We start from the raw sequence: 19,216 nt of genomic DNA, 5'->3' as shown, positions 1-19,216 counted from the left end.
CCCCTTGTTTCTGGTTTTGGATCGTCCCCGCAGGGGAACGATCCTTTCGTTTGTGCATTCAGCCACCGATATTCGCCTGCGCCGCCATGTCCCGAATTTCGGCGATGTCCTCTGGGTTGATGGTCGCCGACAAATCCAGAACGCCCTCGAACCAGGCGCTTTTGAGATTGGCGGCGATGTCCTCCTGAAAATACGTGGCCTCCATACCTTCGGCCACAAGCGTGGCCTCTTCCTTGGCTGCGAGATCGTCGAAAATCCCGGAGCTGACCGTTTCGTAATGCCGCGCGGCCGTCTCGATTTCGGATTGCGTTGTTTCATCGAGCCCGTTCCAGGTTTCGAGATTCATCAACAGCATATGGCTCACCTGCCCGAAGGTCGGGCGCACGAAATACCCGGCCACTTCGAACCAGCGGTAGTTCACGGCGCCGACGGCGGGCCACCCTGCACCGTCCACCACACCGCGTTCCAGCGCAGGGTAGATTTCCTGTGCAGGCAACACCGCCGGAGATCCGCCGAGTTCCTCGATCACCGGATGATAAAGCGGAGTGCCGCGAATGCGGCGTCCGGCCAGAGCGTCATCGCCGAGCGGTTCCTTGAGAACCATGTGAAACCCGTTTCTGTCATAGAAGACAGCGATCAGTTTCAGGCCCATTTCCTGATATTGACGATCCGCGAGATCCCAGATGCCGGAGGCGTGAAGCTCCTCTGCGGACCCGCTGAGCGCATCCAGCGACATGCCGACCGCGATATCGTTATAGTGATAGCCGCCATTGGTATACAGCAGGTCGAACAAACCTTGCGACACAGGGTTGAATTGTTCGAACGGCGGGATGGTTTCCGGCCCGAAGCGGCTAAGCTTCAAGTCAGCCGTGGTTTCCTCCTCAAGATATTCCATAAACGGCATCAGCACCTCACCGACAGCGGCATAGCTCTGATCCCAGCTCGACAGGACTTTCAAATCTTGCGCCATGGCCCCCATCGTCACCGGCATCAACGCAGCCGACATGCAAAGGCCTTTCAGAATGGTTTTCATGTTTTTCCTCCCTGTTTTAATGATGGACGACGCCGTATCCGGTCGTTTCGGACCTGGATAAGTGGCGTTACGCCCTTCTCGAAATTCAACGCCCATTGCGTTTGCGCGATCCCCCGTCAAAAGACGATCACACCTTTTCCCGAGGCCTGCCTGTCCAGCAGCTCATAGGCTTTTCCAGCCTGATCGAGTGTCCAACGATCCGAAAAGATTGCGTCCACCTCGACACCACGATCAACCGAGAATATCGCACATTCCTCCATGATATTCGTCGAAAAGGTGAACGACCCCTGCAAGGAAATCTGCCGAAAGATGACATCCGAAGCGAAATCGACCACGGGCGGCTTGCCAAGACCGACGAAAACCGCCGTGCCCCAAAGACGCAGACACTTGGTCGCCCCTTCGATGGCCTGCGGCGCGCCCGAGGTTTCAAGCGAGAAATGCGCACCCCGTCCATGGGTCAGTCCCCTGATCGCCTCGACCGCATCCACCTCCGCCGGGTTGATCGTCTCAGCGGCACCGAACTGTCGAGCCATTTCCAGACGCTCCTTGTTGACATCCAGCGCAATGACCCGCGCGCCCAGGGCGGCGGCGAATTGCGTGCCCGACAAGCCGACCGGTCCTTGACCGAAGATCGCAACCGTATGACTGGCATTGGGCTGAATTTTTCGCAGCGCCGCATAGGATGTGCCCGAACCGCAGGCAATCGCCGCCCCCGCCTCGAAGGACAGTTCGTCAGGCAGGGTGACCAGCGTATGTGCCGCACATTTCATGTATTGCGCATGCGCCCCATGAGCGGTCCAGCCGTAGATATCGGGCACCATGCCCTCGCACATCTGCGGCCATCCTGTCCGGCATTGATCGCAGACATGACAGCCGGAATAATGGTGGATCATGACCCTCTGGCCGATGCGGGCGACACGATCGCTGACACCTGGACCGATTGCGACGACGACGCCACAGGGTTCGTGCCCGGCGATTTTCGGCCCGGTGTCGCGCATGGTCTCATAGGGCTTTCCCTTCGCCAGCTCCCGAAAGGCCCGGTCGTCCGAAGGGGCCCGGTAGCCATGCAGATCGCTTCCGCACAGCCCCGATGCCTTGACTTCGATGACCACTTCTCCCGGCCCCGGCGTCGGATCGTCGAATTCCATGATCGCCACTTTGCGATCCCCCGGAAAGGTCACTCCACGCATAACATTCTCCCATATGCTCTATCCTGAACTCTCGGTTTCAGGACATGTTTTCCATCAAGCGGCGCGCCACTCCGAAATTTCAGATCACACGTTTCAACGCACATTCAGCCGCTCCACAGGACCGGCCTCGCGCAACCAGTCGAGGAGCGCGCGCAATTGCCGGTCCCGCTCTTCTGTGACTTGGTCCACATCGTCTTCGAACCTGTACCAGCCCTGCCCCGTCGCGGCACCCAGATGGCCCTGATCCACAAGATCGCGGAGCACCTTGCGTCCCGCGTAGTTTTCGTCTCCCGTCTGGTGAAACAGCGACTCCGTCACGGCCAGCGCGGTCTTTTTCGAGACGATCAGATCCTCGGTCAGAAGCGGCCCCCAAAGGGCGAGGCGCGGCCCCAGGCTCAAGCGCACCGCCGCGTCGATATCGTCTCGGCTGGCCAGGCCTTCGTCCATCAGGCGGTAAATTTCCGTCAGCATGGCAAACTGGATCTTGTTGATGAGAAAACCGGGCCGCTCCGGGCAGGCCACGCCGACATGGTCGATGCTCTGGACGAAAGCACGGCCCCATGCGACCAGTTCCGGCGGCGTGAACGCGCTGTGGATGATCTCGATCACCGGAATGATATGCGCTGGCGTGATGTAATGAATTCCCACCATCCGCTCCCGCCGCGACATCCCAGCCGCGATATCCGAGATCAGGAACGACGAGGTGTTTGTCGCCAAAACCACATCCGGCGGACACAGGCGATCCAGCTCTTCGAACACCGCCTGCTTGGTCTCCAACACCTCCTGAACGACCTCATGCACCATGAAGACACCGGCCACCGCCGTCTTGAGAGACGCCTCGGTGCTCACACGGCCCAGAATGGCCTCGACCGTCAAAGTGTCGTCGGCCAGTGTCGCGGCAATGGGCCGCGCGCGCTCGGCATAGCTGTCGAGCATGGCGGTTTGGCTGTCGCAGAGCACGACCTCATAGCCGTGTCGCGCATAAAGCGTCGCGATCACGCAGCCCATGAACCCGGCCCCGACAACACAGATGCGCCCGCCTGCGGGGGGATGTGTCCCGAACCCGAACGCCATCAGTGCACCGCCGCATACATGATGCGTTCCTCTGTGGCTTCTTCCGGGGTGAACTCCTCGACGATGCGCCCGCCCCGCGACACCAGAATACGGTCCGACAGGTTCAGGATTTCAGGCAGGTAAGACGAGATCACCACAATCGCGATGCCCTGTTCGGCCAGATCGTTGATCAGCTGGTGAATCTCCGAAATCGCCCCGACATCGACGCCCCGCGTCGGCTCATCGAAAAACACGACTTTCGGCTTTTGGACAAGCGCCCGTGCGATCACCACTTTCTGCTGATTGCCGCCGGACAGTTCGATGACGCTCGCATCGGAATCGATGGCCCTGATGTTGAGCTTGTCGCTCCAGTCCGCCGCCATAGCCTTCATCTCGGCATAGCTCACGAAGAGGCCCGGGCTTACATTGGCCGCCTGGGCCGCCCGATGGATATTCTCTGCTATCGACATGCTTTCATAAAATCCTTCTATCTTGCGGTCCTCGGTGACATAAACGATCCCGTCCATCACCGCGGGCCGGGGCGTGCGGTAGCGAACCGGCTTGTTCTCAAGCCTCACCTCGCCGCCGTGAAAGAAATCGCGTTTATAGATGCCGCAGACGACCTTTGCGGTTTCGCTGCGCCCCGATCCGATCAGGCCGAAGATGCCGGTGACCTGCCCGCCATAGACCGAGAACGAATTGTTCTTGACGATCTTCGACATCGACAGGTTCTGAACGGACAGAACCTTGTGGCCGGGGGGACGGATCTTGTCCTCGCCATGGCTGTGGTAAAGCTCGTCGGACAGGCTGCGCCCCACCATCGCCTGAACGATCATATCGCGGTCGAACCGGTCCGCATCGTCGCTGATCACCAGCTCACCATCACGCAAGACCGAGATCCGGTCGGCAATGCTCAGCGCCTCTTCGAGCGCATGGGTGATGAAGATCACCGCCACCCCGCGCGCCTTGAGATCGCGGACCAGCGCAAAGAAATGCCGTTTTTCCTCGGGCGTCAGCGTCGCGGTGGGTTCGTCGAAAATGATGACGCGGGCCTTTTGCCGGACGGCGCGGGCAATCTCCACCATCTGTTTCTTGGCTGCGCCCAGGGTCGCCACATCGGCCCAGGGATCGACCTGAAAGTTCAGCGACTGCATGAATTGCTGCGCCGCGATGTAAATCCCGCGCAGCCGGTTGAAGAGCTTTTCCTCCCCGAGAAAAAGATTTTGCGCAACCGTCATGCTGGGGACGAGGCTGGTTTCCTGAAACACCATCGCCACGCCTTCGGCCAGCGCCTCTCCGGGTGTCGCAAAGGACACCGCCTTGTCGTCGAGCCGCATTTCGCCCGCCGTCGCCTGGGTGACGCCCGCCATGATCTTGGTCAGCGTCGATTTACCGGCGCCATTCTCGCCCAGCAGCGCATGCACTTCTCCGGGAAGAAGCTTGAAATCCACGTTCCGGATCGCGGGAATACCTCGATATTCCTTGGTCACGGATCGCATTTCGATAAGTGGTGATATCTGCATGGTGGTCACCTATAGTTTCGCACGGACGACAACATCGCCGCCCTTGGACGTCATGAGCAGGCCGTCACGGGACGGCAGACAACTGGTCACGCCGTGGCGCACCCCGTTTGCGCGGGAATGCAGGCTCTCTTTTGCATGGCCCGCCGGGTCCAGACGCAGCACGATGCCGAGCGAGCGTGACGGCGCCCATGGTTTGAGTTCTCCGAGTTGCTTGAGACTGCCGCCTTGCAACGGTTCCAGATAAGAGGTCGGAGCATGCAGTGACGGCGCGATCCAGTATTCCGGCTCGATGGTCGCGATCATGCGCTGTCGGTATTCGTCCTCGCGCAGAACGAATTCGATCAACTGCGTCCGCGGTGCAAAGAGAGTGAGCCACAGGCCCTCTCCCTCCGCGTCCCGCACCAGACGCCCCGGATACCCGGGAAGCTCCGCGAGCATGACCTTGGTCCGCCCGTCCGCGCCGATCCGCAACACTTGATGGCGCCAGCTTTCCGACACGATGACACTGTTCTCCTCGGCCGCCACGATCCCGTAGGGGAACGCCAGATCCCGGCACAGGCAGGTTGCTGCGCCAGCCGCGAGATCGAGTTTCCAGACAGAGCCGCTAGCCCGTTTCGTCATCAGGTCGAGCTTCCAGTCGCCCATCCGGTTGTCCTGACTTGCCAGGCACAAAAGGAGTGTGTCCGGGTCGGTGAAAACGGCGGCGGACGGGGCGACGATCGGCATGCCGTTCAATTGCGTCCCCTCCCAGCCGTCATGACGACCACCGCGAATGAGCACCCGACCCTCGTCGAGCCCCACCGCCAAAGCTCCGCTGTCGTCGCTTGCAAGGCATGTGATGTCGCTGGACGCGCTCCAGATCACATCGGTTCCGCCCTCCGGCGTCAGACGCAGCAACCGCTCACGACTCGACAGCAAGATGCCATCAGGGGTGGACAGGATGTTGTCTGGGGCTTCCAGAGAAGCAAGCGCCTCTGCCTCGTCGATCCGCGTGTTCGGTCGCAGCGCCCCGTCCATCGGGGGCAATGTGGTGGCCGCGCTGCCGCTGCCCCGAAATCGGTCCAGTGTCCGGGAGAAAATGTTACTCATCGGTTTTGTCTCCCTTGTCTTGCTTGTCTCCCCAGTAATGTTTGATGCCCGTCCACTCGGGGTCCGCACCCGGAAGGTCGTAAACCCCGATCCGGTCGTTGAAGAGCCCCCCGAGATAGAGCCTGCCCTTGTGTTCGCGCATTGAGGTGATCGAGGGGTGCTTGACCCCGTCGCGATCCCACAGCACATCAAGGATTTCGCCCTCCAGGCTGAACTTGAACAGACAGCCCGCATTCATGTTTGGATACATCCATTCGTCCGCCGCCACGCGGTAGACCATGCGCCGCCGGAACTGTGGCATCCGCTGAGCGAGATCGAATGTCGGCGACCGCATGCCGATGACGGCACACCAGAAGGACCCGTCCGAGGCACGGTTGATATTGTCCGGGTAGCCCGGCAGATCCGGGATCACGACTTCGGTCTGCCCCTTGCGCGGGCCCGCGTACCAATAGCGACTGATCCGACAGCCCCAGGTTTCGGCAAAGAGGAAGGATTCATCGTCGCCAACCATCGTGATGCCATTCGGGAACTGAAGGTTCGACAGAACGGTCCGGGACGAGCCGTCGTGCGGGTCGTAGCAGATGATCCGACCATTGCCGCGCGATTCCAGCGCATCGAGAATCCAGTCGTGAATCTCGTAGCGGATGGTGGCTTCGGAAAAGAAAATCCGACCGTCCGGCGCGATGTCGAGATCGTCGGCGAGCCGCATACGGGAATCGTCGATCACCGAGAACAGCGAGCGGTTGGTTTCGTCCGAAAGTTTGACCGGCTTGCGGTCCTTGGTGACTTTGTAAAGCCCCATTCCCCCGACACAGACCACAAGCTCCTGATCCCGATTGAACGCCATGCCAAGCGGCTGCCCCCCGATATGGACATAGACCTCGTGCCGTTTGTAATCCGGGGCAAAGAACCGGATCACATCGCCATGACGGCTGCCGCAATAGAGGTTGTCGTCTTCATCGAGAATAATGTCTTCCGGCCCGTCGAGCTCGCCCAGACCGATTGCCTCCGCCGACGACAACCTGTCGTTGACCTCGTAAACCGACGACGAGCCTTCCACCGTTTCGGGACAGGGCGGAAGCGCGAAATAGGTCGGGGACACATAGGCCCGGTTCAGGATCTTGAGCCGGTTCTTGACCCATTTGACGTCGATCGCCACGGCGGCCAGAAGAATCAGCCCCAAAACGAGTTCGCTTGTCCCGGTGCGCAGCCCGAGCCGCACCAGCGCATTGGTCACCAGCACGACGATCACCGTGCCGATAATGGCCTTGGCCACAGACCCACGGCCACCGCCAAGGCTGTTGCCGCCGAGCACCGCCGCCGTCAGGATCACAATTTCGAGTCCGACACCGACAGAGCCGCCTATGCTGCCGAGGCGCGAGGCATAGAACAGCGCCCCCGCCGCCGTCAGAACGCCGGACATCACATAGGTCTGCGCCACGATCCGCTTGACCGGCAGACCCACATTATAGGCCGAGCGGCGCGAGCCACCGACCGCACTCAAATGCCAGCCGAAGCGCATGCGCGTCATCAGGATATGGATCATCACCGCGACAATGGTGGCAAATACAAGCGAGACCGGCACCCCCATGACACTGGCCAGCCCCAGATAATCCCATGCCGGCACCGCCGTGTCGGAATAGGAAGCCTGGACCCCGTAGTTCAGCGACAAAAGTTCCACGATGGCGCGCAGCAGGATGAGCGTCACCAATGTGGTCAAAAACGCGCGCAGACGCATGTAGCCGATAAGCAGCCCGTTCAACATCCCGACGAGCCCGCCGAGCAGCAGGACCGCAGGGATGACGACAATCAGCGGCATGCCGAGCGCATTCACCAGATAGAGCCCGGCGAAATTGCACAGGGCGAAATTAGACCCGACACTCAGGTCGATTCCCCCGGCCTTGAGCACCAGCGTCATGCCGATGCAGATGAACATGTATTCCCCCAGAACACGGGCAATCGTCGACAGGCTCCCGATGGTGAAGAACCCCGGTATGATCGTGGAAAACACGGCGATGGCGAGGACCAGGAAAAGCACCGGGATCGCGTTGTCGACCCAGTTCTTGGCCAGAATTTCGCCAAGCAGATGATCCGGGACATAGCGATACCGCCAGCGCTGATACGTTTCGTTTACGCTCATTCAACTTACTCCGAAGATATGCGCGGCCGCAGCACACAGGCATACGACCGCGTCCGGGGGCTCAGTCGCCCGCCTTGATCCCGTCCAGCGTCCAGCAGGATGCGGGGCCCACCGTGTCCGGTGTCAGGATCTTGTTTTCCGTATAAAGACCGAAGGGCTGCGATCCCGGTTCGGGCCGGGTCTGCAACAGGATCTGGATGGTTTCAGCCAGTTGATTCGCCTGATCGCGGGTGTCCACCTTGACATAGGACGCAAACGCGCCGCTCTCGAGGTTCGTACAGCCGAATTGCTGATTGCCGCCGCCTGTTGAAATCAGTTTGACCTGCTCCGTCAGCCCGGCTTCGCGAATGGCCGCCGCGATGCCGACATCCATATTGTCCCACAAGCCGATGAAGGCGCAGAGATCGCCATGTTGTTTGAGAATGGTCGAGGCGATCGAGCGCGCCTTGGACGCGTCCCAGTCGGCGGCCTGATTGGAAACGATCTCGATATCCGGGTACTCCGACAGGGCATCCTCGACGCCTGCAACGCCCAACTGGTTCGGCGGCGCCGTGACCGGCCCCTGCACCACGGCGACCTTGCCCGAGGTTCCCTTGCCGCACATCCGGGCGGCCTCCTGCGCCGTTTTCACCCCGACATCGTACCAGTCCCCGCCGACGAAGGCGTCGGAGTTGACCGGGGTCTTCAGGTTCATCTGGATCACATTGATGCCCGCATCCATCGCCCGGCGAATGAGCTTGGCATAGGCCTGCATATCGTTGTTGTGGACGATCAACACATCGGGCTTTTCGTTGATGAGCTGTTCGATGGCCTGGGCCCCGGCATCGACATTCCAGTTGGGATCGCGGATCGTCAGCTCATACCCGAGCCGCTCTGCATCCCGTTCAACGGCCGCCATCCAGCCCTGTGTCAGGTCGAACCCCATCGTGATCGGAACGAAAGCGACCTTTTTGCCTTCCAATGCCTTGTGATAGTCAAAGATCAGGCCGTCGTTCGGGCGCTCCGCCATCGCTGGCATGGAAACCCCTAGGGTCGCGCACAGAACGGCTGTGACACCGAGCGCCTTTGTCAATCTGGACAGTTTCATGTTTCTCCTCCCATGAGACTTGTTGTGCTTTTTTTCGATTATTGTTGGGTGTTGTTTTGGCCTGTAAGCGCCTCAGATATCCCCCTGTTGAGAGGTCTGTTCATCTCTGGGGTTGAGCACCGAGTCGACAATGATCGCCAACAACAGAATGAGGCTCTTGATGATGTTCTGCGCGGAATAGCTGATGTTCATGATCGTCATGCCGTTCAGCAGCAATCCGATCAAAAGCGTGCCTGAAAGAACATTGCGTACGCTGCCCTTGCCCCCGGCCAAACCGATCCCCCCGATCACGACCACCAGAATGATGTCGTAGATCATCGTCGAACTGGCCAGTTTGGTGTTCACGGAGGACACCGTCATCGCCATGATCAGACCAGCACAGAAGGCGATGAACGCCGAACTGCTGTACATCAGGACCTTGATGGGGCGGATCGGGATACCGCTGTTGCGCGACGCCATCGGGTTGTCGCCGATCGCATAGACGAACGCCCCGTAGCGCGTCAGGCGCAGCCCGACGAAAGCGGCACAGGCGACGACCAGGAACAGCACGACGGGCATCGGCAACGCCGCGACGCTCCCCGTCCCAAGCGAGGCCAGCCAGCCAACATCGCCGCTGATGAAAATATTGTCGCTCGGCACCAGCGCGAAACGCCCGAGCCCGGTAATGACGGTGGCCATGGCGAGCGTGGCGAAGATATCCGGGATTTCGACATAGGCCACGAGGATGCCGGTGACCGTCCCAATGGCCAGCGCCAGCAACAGCCCCAACAGCAACGCCAGTTCGATCTGCATCCCGCCGGTAAAAAGGACAAAGGACCATCCGGTGGAAAACACCATGACCGCAACCATCGTCAGGTCTATGCCCCGTCCGATGACGACCCCGGCCATGCCAATGGCCAGAATACCCAGCATCGAAACATTCTGTAAAAGCGACACGAGATTCGACACCTGAAAGAAGCTGTCGAGTGTCAGCGAGAAAATCACGAAAAGCGCCCCGGAAATGGCAAGCACCATTTGTTCCTGGTTCAACGAGAGCCTCGTTTTTTGATGTGCAGTCATGGCGGCTTCCTCCCCAAGCCATGCCCCTGCCCTCGTCGCATCTTCATGTGCGATCGTTTCAGAGCGGGACCCAAAATAATGTCATGCCTGACAATCCCGGGCGAATGTCTGCATTCATCCCGACAGGCGTCATGTGTCGTCCGTATCACCTGACAGAGGCGATGCCCTCCTTGCCATCCTCCCTGTCGCAAGCCTTTGGCAAGATCGTTGTGCGGCGCCAACCGGACGCGTCATTTTGTCGTCTTGTTTGTTTTGCTGCCCGTATCTTTGGGATCGGGCGATATTTTGTCTAATATCAACTTCACAAAAATACATATGAGATAGATTATGAATTAGAGTTCTCATAGTACGACATCCATGACACCCCCACCCATACGGGAGAACGGATATTCCCTTGGAAACATCGACCGCCCGCCAAGCCATCACCGACACCGCCCGCGAACACGCGCCCGACGCGTGTTCGCGAATAACCTTCGCAAAATCGTTCCCCTGCCGGGACATCTCGGCCTGCCAATACCGACTGAAACCTGAAACCGGACCGAAGCCATGACACAACAGCCGAAACATGTCCCTCTGCCACAGGAGTTTCTGCATTCCAGAAACCTGACGTTGCATAAACTCAATGTATTTTGCATCGTTGCCAAATATTCCAGCGTGACAAGGACCGCCGAACATCTAAACATTGCCCAGCCGGCTGTTACGGCGCACCTGCGCAGCCTCGAAGAAAGTCTCGGAACGCAACTTGTGCGCAAGGCCGGGCGCAATATCGAACTGACCCAAGCCGGCGAACGGGTCTATTCCTGGGCAACCGAGGTCATGCAACGCAGCACGGAGATGTTTCTTGATCTGGAGGATATCCGTCAGGGTATCCTTGGAGAAACCAAGATCGCAGCCACAATGGTCGTCGGAACATATAAACTTCCAGATATCATTATCCGGTTTCACAAGGAGTATCCGACCAGCAAGGTCTGCATGTCGATGTCCAGCCCCCGCCTCGCCACCGAGGCCGTTCTCTCCGGCGACTGCGATTTTGGCGTCGCCCTGATTGACCCTAACCAGGACACATCGCGGCTTGAAATCGAATTGCTCTGGAAAGAACCCCTCTTCCTTGTTGCGGCCCTGAACAGCAGCTTCGCCGGAAATGTCGCAAGCCTGTCGGACCTCGCCTCCCTGCCGTTCGTCACCCCCCGCAAGGGACAGATCGCCCGCGAACTCATTGACGAGGCCCTGCGCACCGCGGGCGTTGTCCGCACAAACAGCGTCCTGGAATTCGGGCATCCTGAACCGATCCTGAGCGCCATTCGCGCAGATATCGGTGTCGGCTTTGTGTTTCAGAGCGCCGTGCCCGCCAACCCGGAAAAAGACGGGCTTCGCATCGTGCAGACACCGGAAATCGACATCGCCATCCCTCTGTTCCTGATCCATGACAAGAAAATGGTCTTCTCCGCGCCGCAAACCGAACTGATCTCGGAAATCCGCAATACGTTTGCGAATTTCGGACGGGAAACCACAAAATCATAGACCTCTAAGATTATGTCGTCTAAGGTTTCGGAAATCATTTTCGGACTGTGAGGACATCGTGACCATTAAAAACATCCTTCTCGCCCACACTGGAAGCGCGGGATTTCCCCATAGCCTTCGTCACGCCGTGAAAGTTGCAAAACGCCATGAAGCATGGCTGACCGGCATTTATGGCGGACCGTCGTCCTATTTCGATCAGGTGCTGGGTCTGACCGAAGACCTCCACGACAAGCTCAAGACGGTGAGAGCCGCAAAAATCGAGGGCTCGCGGGAGTTGTTTCAGCAGGAAGTGGAAGCCGCCGGGATCGAAAATCGCGCCCGTTTTCTCATGCCCGAGGTCATCGGCAAACTTTCTCTGGCAGAGATCGCCCGGAATTTCGACTTCATCGTAACCGGCTATCCTCCGAAACTTCCCACGGATGAATACCGGGCCGTCAGCCCGGATGTGATGGCGCTGCAAAGCGGTCGCCCCGTACTTGTGGTGCCCGATGACTATATCTCAGAAGGGCTGGCCAATCATGTGCTGGTCGCATGGGACGGCAAACGGGCCTCCGCGCGTGCGCTGAGCGACGCCATGACCGTGCTCGAAGATGCACCGAAGAAGGTCTCGATCCTGACCGTCGGCGATGTGCTTCACGAGATGCCCACAGGCACCGATATCGTGACCCACCTCGAACGCCACGGCATACAGGCGGAACACATCCTGCGTCCCCGATCGGGACGAAAAATCGCGGAGATCATCGAAACTACGGCTTCTGAAATCGGCGCACAGCTGATCGTGATGGGCGCATACGAGCACAGCAAGTTTTCGCAGGATCTGTTCGGCGGTGTCACCCACCATGTAATCCGCACCGCCAAAGTGCCAGTGTTCATGTCGCACTAAAAGAATGCCCCCTACATGCATGTTTTATGCCAACAACAGGACAGTTAGACAAAGCGGAACGAGACGACATTTCGTTCATATTAACCACTAAGAAGTGGCTCTATGGATGCCCGCCAGCGCGGGTCTACCCCGTCTTGATAAGACGCGCGATGCTCGTGAATCACATCCGGACTCGTGCGCCTTAGCCGCGCGGACAGCACAGAGAATAATCTGCAATTGTAACATATATTTAGCGTGACTGCATGTCGCGCATAATGTCCATTCCACAGTCGTCAAATTGAGCAACTGTGTTTGTATTGAACATGCAGGAGCTGAGACGCGCGTTTTCTTAGTCATGACGAACTTACTAATCTGTCCAACATGAGTCGAATTCATATGGCAAGGAGGAGAACGCAAAGTTCGCTTCATCCATTAATTTATTGGAACGTATCACAAAATTCTTGGAGGGTGACCCGACCCTCTTGTTCACAGAGCGCTATATAGGCCTTTTATCATACCCCTGCGCGCTCATGCGCACATTTTATTTGTAAGCAGTATTTTTATGGGTAAAAAGAAGATCGGAAGGCCCTTTCAGGAAGGCTATTTCCTCTCAAAGCAAGTCGAAACCCACGTCTTCACGGACTACCGTTGGAACGATGGCACCACCAGCCGTCTCTGGCATTTTGACCCTGACCAATATGACCCGTCGGCCATTTACATCCGCCCTTTTTCCCTCAGCGATCCTGATGAGAGCGATCAATAAGCAAACCACTCCGAGTGGCCCATGTTGCCCTCATAGTCGCCGTATTCGACCATGATGCTGCGAAGAGAGAATTCACCTGAGCGTCGCCTCGTGGGCAACTCGATCACTTGGCCACTTTGAGAGACGAAACTGTCAGGCCATGACCGGCTTTCTCGTCGCGCGCGCTGGAGATAGGTGCAGGTTCGGTTCTCCCGATCGCACGATTTCACGGACCAGTTCCACACACGCCCATCCTCATTGGTGTCATATGAGCTTCCAGTGAACCAGATCACATGGGTCCGGTTCAGCCATTCGTATTCCGGCAGGTTGGTGTCGAGCTCACCCTCCCCGCCGGGCCCGCCCAGCTCGACCGGCACATGGGCAAAGGTGCAGACCCCGAAGGGCGGCAGGCTCGGCCAGGGCGTGATGCGGCGGATCATGGTGCGATAGGCCCGTGCGCAGACCGCGCTTGGCGGGAAACCACCCGCCATGCAAAGCATGATGGCGCAGTCGATATCATAGGCCCGCGCCTTCTCAGGGGTGCCGAACGCCGCCATCACACCCATCACCGCAGCCATCGCCTGTCGCTTCATGTCGCTCACCAGCCTTGTTTCGCGCGAAAGTTGCGCGAACTATCGCGCAATTTGTATTTATCTGCAATATGTCGTATTGACTCCATATGACTTTATGGCCTTAGTGTCGTGAAGTAGAAGGGCTCTCATGGGGAGAGTCCGAACATGCCGATAGCGCGCAACCAAATTTTGATCACCATCGATGGTGTAAAAGACCTTTTTGAGAAGGGCGTTGCATTCCGCTGCCGGTATGAACTCGTGGGGTTCACGGACGATGGCAAGCCGCGCTACCAGTGCATCTACCTGCGGATCGGCGAGCCGGAAGCCATTCTCGTCTCCACGAGAATTACCCCGCACGGGCCCGAGCCGCGGTATTTCAACATCTGGCCGGGGCTCTTTAAACATCATCTCGAGTTCGGTGACGGGCGCAATCTGTGCTTTGGCCCTGACTACAGCATCACCCTCGAGGAGTGCGGCTGACGTCATCGCTTTTGCGCGCGATGGCACTGTTCGGACGTCAGGTTGGACCTTCCACGGCGAAAAACCCGCCTGGGCAGGGCTGAACGACGGCGCTGAACCCGTGGTTTCATTTCCACCTCAGGAGGCTACACCGACTTCGGGGCGCACAGAGATCCTCAATTTGATCCTGGCCACCGCAGATCGCCACGAGGGCAATCGCGCCCTGCGGCAGGTTGGTCTGGGCCCGGATGATTGGCAGGTCCTGTTCCGCGCACTGGTCGAAGCTGAAAGCAGCTACAACCCGACCGCCGTAAGCCCCAAGGGCGCCTATGGTCTCGGCCAACTGATGCCGGATACCGCCCGTGCTCTCAGCGTCGATCCGCGCGATCCCTCCCAGAACCTCGACGGCGCGGCGCGCTATCTCCTCGCTCAACTCGCCACGTTCAAGGACATCGACCTTGCGCTCGCGGCCTACAATGCCGGTCCTCACCGCGTGATCCAATACGCGGGCGTCCCACCCTTCTCCGAGACGCGTGCCTACATTGCGCGCATTCACCGGATACAGTCTCGGCTGGCGGGGACGCCTACGAACAAGCCAAGCTTCCGCCTCGCGACCAGCCTGCCAGAGCGCGCACCGGTCCTCATTGATTTTCAGTAATTAAAGGAACTTCGCATGCTTCGACATCGCCTCAGCCGCCTTTTGCCCACCGCTACAACCTTGACGATTCTCTCGGCACCCGCTTTCGCGCAAGACTTGTCGCCGATCCAGACCATGCTGGAAACCGTCGAGGCCGCTCTCACCGGTCCGATCGGGATCGCGGTCGCGACGCTCGCGGTCATTGGCACCGGCTTCATGTGTATGATGGGAAGGCTCAACTGGGGCTGGTTCGCCTCGGTCATCATCGGGATCGTGCTGATCTTCTCGGCCGGCACCATTGTCGACGGCTTCTCCTGAGGTTGGAGAATAGAGTTGGCAGAACGATCCCCCCTATTTCTGGGCCTCGCCCGACCGCCCAAGTATCTGGGCCTCCCTGTCGGATACCTCGTGGTGCTGGCGACCGGGGTCGTTCTGCCGTTCATCTGGACCAAGTCCATGGCCTTCTTCCTGATCGGCCTCGTCGCCTATCCGATCCTCTGGTTCGTCGCCGACCGCGAGCCGCATTTCTTCGAGGTGCTGCGCGTCTCCTATGGATCGGTGCGCCCGACGAAGAACCGGGCCCTGCATGGAGGCGACAGCTTTGGCGCTTGATGCAGGCACACTTTCCACTCACGGAACGGCACTCCTTCAGGCTGGCGGCGGGGAGTTCGCGCGGGAGAGCTATCTCGCCGAACACCTGCCGTATTTTGCTCTCGCCGATGACGATGTCATGGTCCTGCGCGAGGGCGATCTGATGGCGACCCTGCGCCTCGACGGGCTTAACCCGATGACCACTGAGGACGCCCGGCTCGATGCGCTCAAACGCGCGGTCGCAGCCATCGTCGCCCAGACCGGTAATGCCTTTGGTTTCTACATCCACCGGATCTCAGTCCCGCAGGATCTCGGGATGCGCCCTATCGAGGGAGACAGCTTCGCCGCCGCGATCGACACGCGCTGGCAGGCCCATGTCAAAGACCTGCGCCCCGCCAAACGCCAACTTTATCTCAGCGTGATTCGGCGGCCTGACATCTCGGCCCGTATTCCGCTCCTGCGCGCGCTGGCCCGCAGGGCCTGGGTCAAGGACCGCGCGACACGCCTGCAGGAGCTGAACGAGGTCATGGGCTTTTTCGAGGTGGCGCTTGCGTCGGCCAACCCAGTCAGACTCACGAAGTCCGGTGGTGAATGGCTGGGCTATCTCAATACCCTGAACGCGGGCAGCTTCTCCCCCATCGCCTTCGGGCATAGCGCCCTGCCCCTCTCGCATACCTTGAGCAATTGCCGCGCGACCTTTGATGGCGAAGTTGTCACCCTGACCGATGCCGTGACCGGTCGGGTCAAATACGGCGCTCTCTTTTCGATGAAGTCCTACCCCGCACTCACCGACGTCACACTCCTCGACGCGCTCGACCTGCCGCTGGATATCGTGCTGACGAACTCCTTCAGTCCGATCCCGAACAACATCATGGCCGAACGCATCCAGCGCATCATCCGTCAGATGCATGCCTCCGACGATGCCGCCGTCTCTCTGCGCGAACAACTGGGCCAGGCCGCCGATGACCAGGAAGCGGGCCGCATCGCCTTTGGCGATCATCACCTCTCCATCGCCGTCTACGCCCCGGACCGCGACACGCTCGAACGCGCCGCCGCCCAGATCAAACGCGTTGGCCAAGAGATCATGTCGGTGATCGTGCGCGAGAACATGGCGCTTAAAGCCACCTACTTCGCACAATCTCCCGGCAACTTCGGCTACCGCGCCCGCAAGACGCCGATTTCCTCGATCAACTTCGCGGATTTCGCGGCACTTCACGGCAGCGTCGAAGGGCGCGGGCCGGATCAGTCGCCTTGGGGTCAGACCATTTCGGCCCTGCCCACGGTCGGCACCTCGGGCTATCGGTTCAATTTCCACGAGGCGGGCGGCCCCGGCAAGGAACCAACGGTCGGCCATACGCTTGTGCTCGGTCGCACCGGCACGGGCAAGACGCTGACCACCGCTTTCCTCGCAGCCCAAGCGCAGCGGGTCGGCGCGCGGCTCTTTTTCTTCGACAAGGATCGCGGCCTCGAAATGGCGGTTCGCGCCTTGGGCGGGCGCTACAACGAGATCCGCGCGGGCGTACCGACAGGGCTGAATCCGCTCGCCACCGAGACAGACGAGCGCGGCCGTGCCTGGCTTTCGGACTGGCTGGCGACACTCCTCACGCGCAATGGCACACTCACCGGCGAGCAATCCCGCCATATCCAGAGTGCGGTCGGCCAGAACGCCGATGCGGGCGCGGCGCTGCAGCGCTTTGTCAGTTTCGAGACGCTGTTTCAGTCGCTCGATGATGATGGCGAGCTGCAGTCCCGCGTCGCCGAATGGGCGCCGGGTGGACGTTACGGATGGGTTTTCGACGAGTCCGAGCGCGGCGCGGGCCTCAAGCTCACAGGCGACATCGTCGGGTTTGACATGACCGAGATCCTCGACATGACCACCGAGCGGATGGCGGTGCTCTCCTACATTTTCCGCCAGATCGAACGCGTGGTCGAAGACCGCCGCCCCACCATCATCGTGCTCGACGAGGCCTGGAAGCTCTTGGACGATCCCTACTTCGGGGCGCGGCTGGAAAACTGGCTGGTGACGCTGCGCAAGATGAACTGCGTCGTGATCATGATGACGCAATATCCGAGCCAGCTGCGGAACAGCCGCGTCGGCAAGACCATCGTCGAAACAGTCCCGACCCAGATCCTCTTCCCGAACGATCGCGCCACCGTCTCCGATTACGATTTTCTCCGCGTGAACGCCAAGGAGGCTGCCCTTCTCGTGCAGCCGACCATCGGCCAGCGCATCGCGCTTATCCGCTCGGCGGGCGACAGTGTCTTCGTCGATGCCGACCTCTCTGCACTTGGCGACCTCCTTCCCATCCTTGGCGGCGGTGCCACCGGCGAAGCCGCGTGCCCGCCGATTGGCGCGCCAATCCCGATTTTTGGAGACATGTGATATGAGTTCGAAACCTCTCCTCGCGCTTTGCGCCGCCGCGAGCCTGCTGTCGGCTTGCGAGACATACACCGAGAAAACCTCGCCCTGCTTCGGACGCAATGGTGAGCCGCAAGTAACGCGATCCGCGTTTTCGGTCTCGACCATGGGCGCACCGGCTCACGCAACGGCCAAGCCGGACTGCACCTTCGAGTCCCTGCCCCGTCCGGAATGAGCCGCGTCGCGATCATATCCGCCGGGCTCAGCCTTGGCCTCAGCGCCCTGCCCGCGCATGCCCAGAGCGTACCGACGCAGGATAATTCCGCGATCGGGCGCGCCATTGCACGGGTGACAGCTCTCGCCGAAGATCTGGGCGTCCAGCAGGACAAGGACCACACCGAGTCCACGCTGGCCGATGTGCAGGCCGACCAGCTGCGCGTCCTCGAGAAGATGACCGCAGCCATCACCGGGCCCGGCTTCGATATCCGCGCGCTCGATGGCAACGCGGATTTCGGAGTGGCAGCGGTCTATCCCAATACCGATCCCAGCCCGATGAACAGCCGCTTTTTCGGCGAAGGCCGCGAGACGGTCGAGATGATGATCGTCGAGGTCGCGGGTGAGTTCGCTGGCACACCCGGTGTGGCCCGCGCGGGTCTTTCTGCCACCCAGTGGCGCTGCCTCTTCCAGGCCCTGATCAAGCAGGAGAGCCGCTTCAACGTCTCTGCCGAAAGCCCGGTCGGCGCCTATGGCTTGACCCAGCTCATGCCCGGCACCGCCTCCGATCTTGGAGTCGACCGCTATGACGTAAAAGACAACCTCCGCGGCGGCGCGCGCTATATCACGACCCAACTCAATCGCTTCGGCAACATCCCCCATGCGCTCGCGGCCTATAACGCGGGGCCGGGCCGGGTCATCGAATACGGCGGGGTGCCACCCTTTGCCGAGACCCAAGGCTACGTGCGCAACATCTCGAAATTCTACAACGAATACCTCGCCGTGGTTGGTGGCGCCGACGCGCTCGGCACGCTCTCGCCCTCGGACTTTGCGCTCGCCGAATATGCCAGCATCTCCGAGGCGGGCGTCTATTACGCCGCCGACAGCTCGGCCACCACCGAACAGGTGATCAACCGCTTGCGTGCCATCATCCTGCAGATCGACGCGCAACCCAATGCCAAAGCGGCCTGGGAGCTCAACACCTATGCCAAAGCCGAGATCGGTCGCATCCTCAACCTTCGCGTCCGGCTGATGGCGGCAAACCAGCAGCGCGAGGCGGCTTACGCGCAGCACCTCGTCGCCGAC

At 59.9% G+C, this 19,216-nt stretch carries 17 protein-coding genes and 1 pseudogene; 9 read left to right on the top strand and 9 right to left on the bottom strand.

Annotated features, from left to right (window positions below; genetic code table 11):
• Positions 1-58 precede the first annotated feature (58 nt).
• From dctP to C8029_RS05620, 8 genes are all read right to left on the bottom strand, one after another.
• Complete coding sequence (gene dctP, locus C8029_RS05655) at positions 59-1,033, bottom strand: TRAP transporter substrate-binding protein DctP (RefSeq protein WP_159075139.1); 975 nt, start codon at positions 1,031-1,033, stop codon at positions 59-61.
• Positions 1,034-1,149: 116 nt separating this feature from the next.
• A complete protein-coding gene (locus C8029_RS05650) occupies positions 1,150-2,223 on the bottom strand; it encodes a zinc-dependent alcohol dehydrogenase family protein (protein WP_074646884.1) in 1,074 nt (357 codons plus the stop codon).
• Between the two features lie 93 nt (positions 2,224-2,316).
• Positions 2,317-3,297: a 3-hydroxyacyl-CoA dehydrogenase family protein gene (locus C8029_RS05645; protein WP_074646886.1), complete on the bottom strand. Its 981-nt coding sequence runs from the start codon at positions 3,295-3,297 to the stop codon at positions 2,317-2,319.
• The gene (locus tag C8029_RS05640; protein ID WP_226946247.1) at positions 3,297-4,775 is read right to left on the bottom strand and encodes a sugar ABC transporter ATP-binding protein; all 1,479 of its coding nucleotides are present in this window, start codon (positions 4,773-4,775) and stop codon (positions 3,297-3,299) included. Before C8029_RS05640 ends, C8029_RS05645 begins: the two co-directional genes overlap by 1 nt.
• Positions 4,776-4,808: 33 nt before the next feature.
• Positions 4,809-5,888 carry an SMP-30/gluconolactonase/LRE family protein gene (locus C8029_RS05635; RefSeq protein ID WP_074646890.1) on the bottom strand — a complete coding sequence of 360 codons (1,080 nt, stop codon included), beginning with the start codon at positions 5,886-5,888 and terminating at the stop codon, positions 4,809-4,811.
• Positions 5,881-8,028: an ABC transporter permease gene (locus C8029_RS05630; RefSeq protein WP_074646892.1), complete on the bottom strand. Its 2,148-nt coding sequence runs from the start codon at positions 8,026-8,028 to the stop codon at positions 5,881-5,883. Before C8029_RS05630 ends, C8029_RS05635 begins: the two co-directional genes overlap by 8 nt.
• Before the next feature lie 61 nt (positions 8,029-8,089).
• Positions 8,090-9,115 carry a sugar ABC transporter substrate-binding protein gene (locus tag C8029_RS05625; RefSeq protein WP_074646895.1) on the bottom strand — a complete coding sequence of 342 codons (1,026 nt, stop codon included), beginning with the start codon at positions 9,113-9,115 and terminating at the stop codon, positions 8,090-8,092.
• Between the two features lie 72 nt (positions 9,116-9,187).
• Positions 9,188-10,174 (bottom strand): ABC transporter permease, encoded by a 987-nt coding sequence (locus C8029_RS05620; protein ID WP_074646897.1) that lies wholly within the window; start codon positions 10,172-10,174, stop codon positions 9,188-9,190.
• 546 nt (positions 10,175-10,720) lie between these two features.
• Between C8029_RS05620 and C8029_RS05615 the strand changes: the two genes are divergently transcribed.
• The 3 genes from C8029_RS05615 (at position 10,721) to C8029_RS05605 (ending at position 13,320) form a co-directional block, all read left to right on the top strand.
• Complete coding sequence (locus C8029_RS05615) at positions 10,721-11,695, top strand: LysR family transcriptional regulator (RefSeq protein ID WP_074646903.1); 975 nt, start codon at positions 10,721-10,723, stop codon at positions 11,693-11,695.
• Positions 11,696-11,753: 58 nt separating this feature from the next.
• Entirely contained in the window at positions 11,754-12,578 is an 825-nt protein-coding gene (locus C8029_RS22280; RefSeq protein WP_226946242.1) for a universal stress protein, read from the top strand.
• A gap of 541 nt (positions 12,579-13,119) precedes the next feature.
• Complete coding sequence (locus tag C8029_RS05605; protein ID WP_074646905.1) at positions 13,120-13,320, top strand: hypothetical protein; 201 nt, start codon at positions 13,120-13,122, stop codon at positions 13,318-13,320.
• On the opposite strand, the gene C8029_RS05600 is transcribed toward C8029_RS05605, so the two are convergent.
• Positions 13,314-13,892 (bottom strand): hypothetical protein, encoded by a 579-nt coding sequence (locus C8029_RS05600; protein WP_074646908.1) that lies wholly within the window; start codon positions 13,890-13,892, stop codon positions 13,314-13,316. The genes C8029_RS05605 and C8029_RS05600 overlap by 7 nt on opposite strands.
• Before the next feature lie 144 nt (positions 13,893-14,036).
• Here C8029_RS05600 and C8029_RS05595 point away from each other — a divergent pair, with 144 nt between their 5' ends.
• The 6 genes and pseudogenes from C8029_RS05595 to C8029_RS05565 form a co-directional block, all read left to right on the top strand.
• Entirely contained in the window at positions 14,037-14,351 is a 315-nt protein-coding gene (locus C8029_RS05595) for a hypothetical protein (RefSeq protein WP_074646910.1), read from the top strand.
• A 100-nt stretch (positions 14,352-14,451) separates the two neighbouring features.
• On the top strand, positions 14,452-14,988 hold the full coding sequence (locus tag C8029_RS05590) for a lytic transglycosylase domain-containing protein (RefSeq protein ID WP_074646912.1): 537 nt from the start codon (positions 14,452-14,454) through the stop codon (positions 14,986-14,988).
• A 15-nt stretch (positions 14,989-15,003) separates the two neighbouring features.
• Entirely contained in the window at positions 15,004-15,285 is a 282-nt protein-coding gene (locus C8029_RS05585) for a TrbC/VirB2 family protein (RefSeq protein WP_074646914.1), read from the top strand.
• A 15-nt stretch (positions 15,286-15,300) separates the two neighbouring features.
• On the top strand, positions 15,301-15,579 hold the full coding sequence (locus C8029_RS05580) for a VirB3 family type IV secretion system protein (protein WP_074646916.1): 279 nt from the start codon (positions 15,301-15,303) through the stop codon (positions 15,577-15,579).
• Positions 15,554-17,946, top strand: a pseudogene (locus C8029_RS05575) (VirB4 family type IV secretion/conjugal transfer ATPase). Before C8029_RS05580 ends, C8029_RS05575 begins: the two are co-directional and overlap by 26 nt.
• A gap of 202 nt (positions 17,947-18,148) precedes the next feature.
• The coding region (locus tag C8029_RS05565; protein ID WP_152002460.1) for a lytic transglycosylase domain-containing protein at positions 18,149-19,216 on the top strand (1,068 nt) is incomplete at its 3' end.

This window comes from Roseobacter sp. TSBP12, assembly GCF_009129705.1.
GTDB lineage: Bacteria > Pseudomonadota > Alphaproteobacteria > Rhodobacterales > Rhodobacteraceae > Celeribacter > Celeribacter baekdonensis_A.
This window is presented reverse-complemented; position numbering and strand designations above follow the sequence as displayed.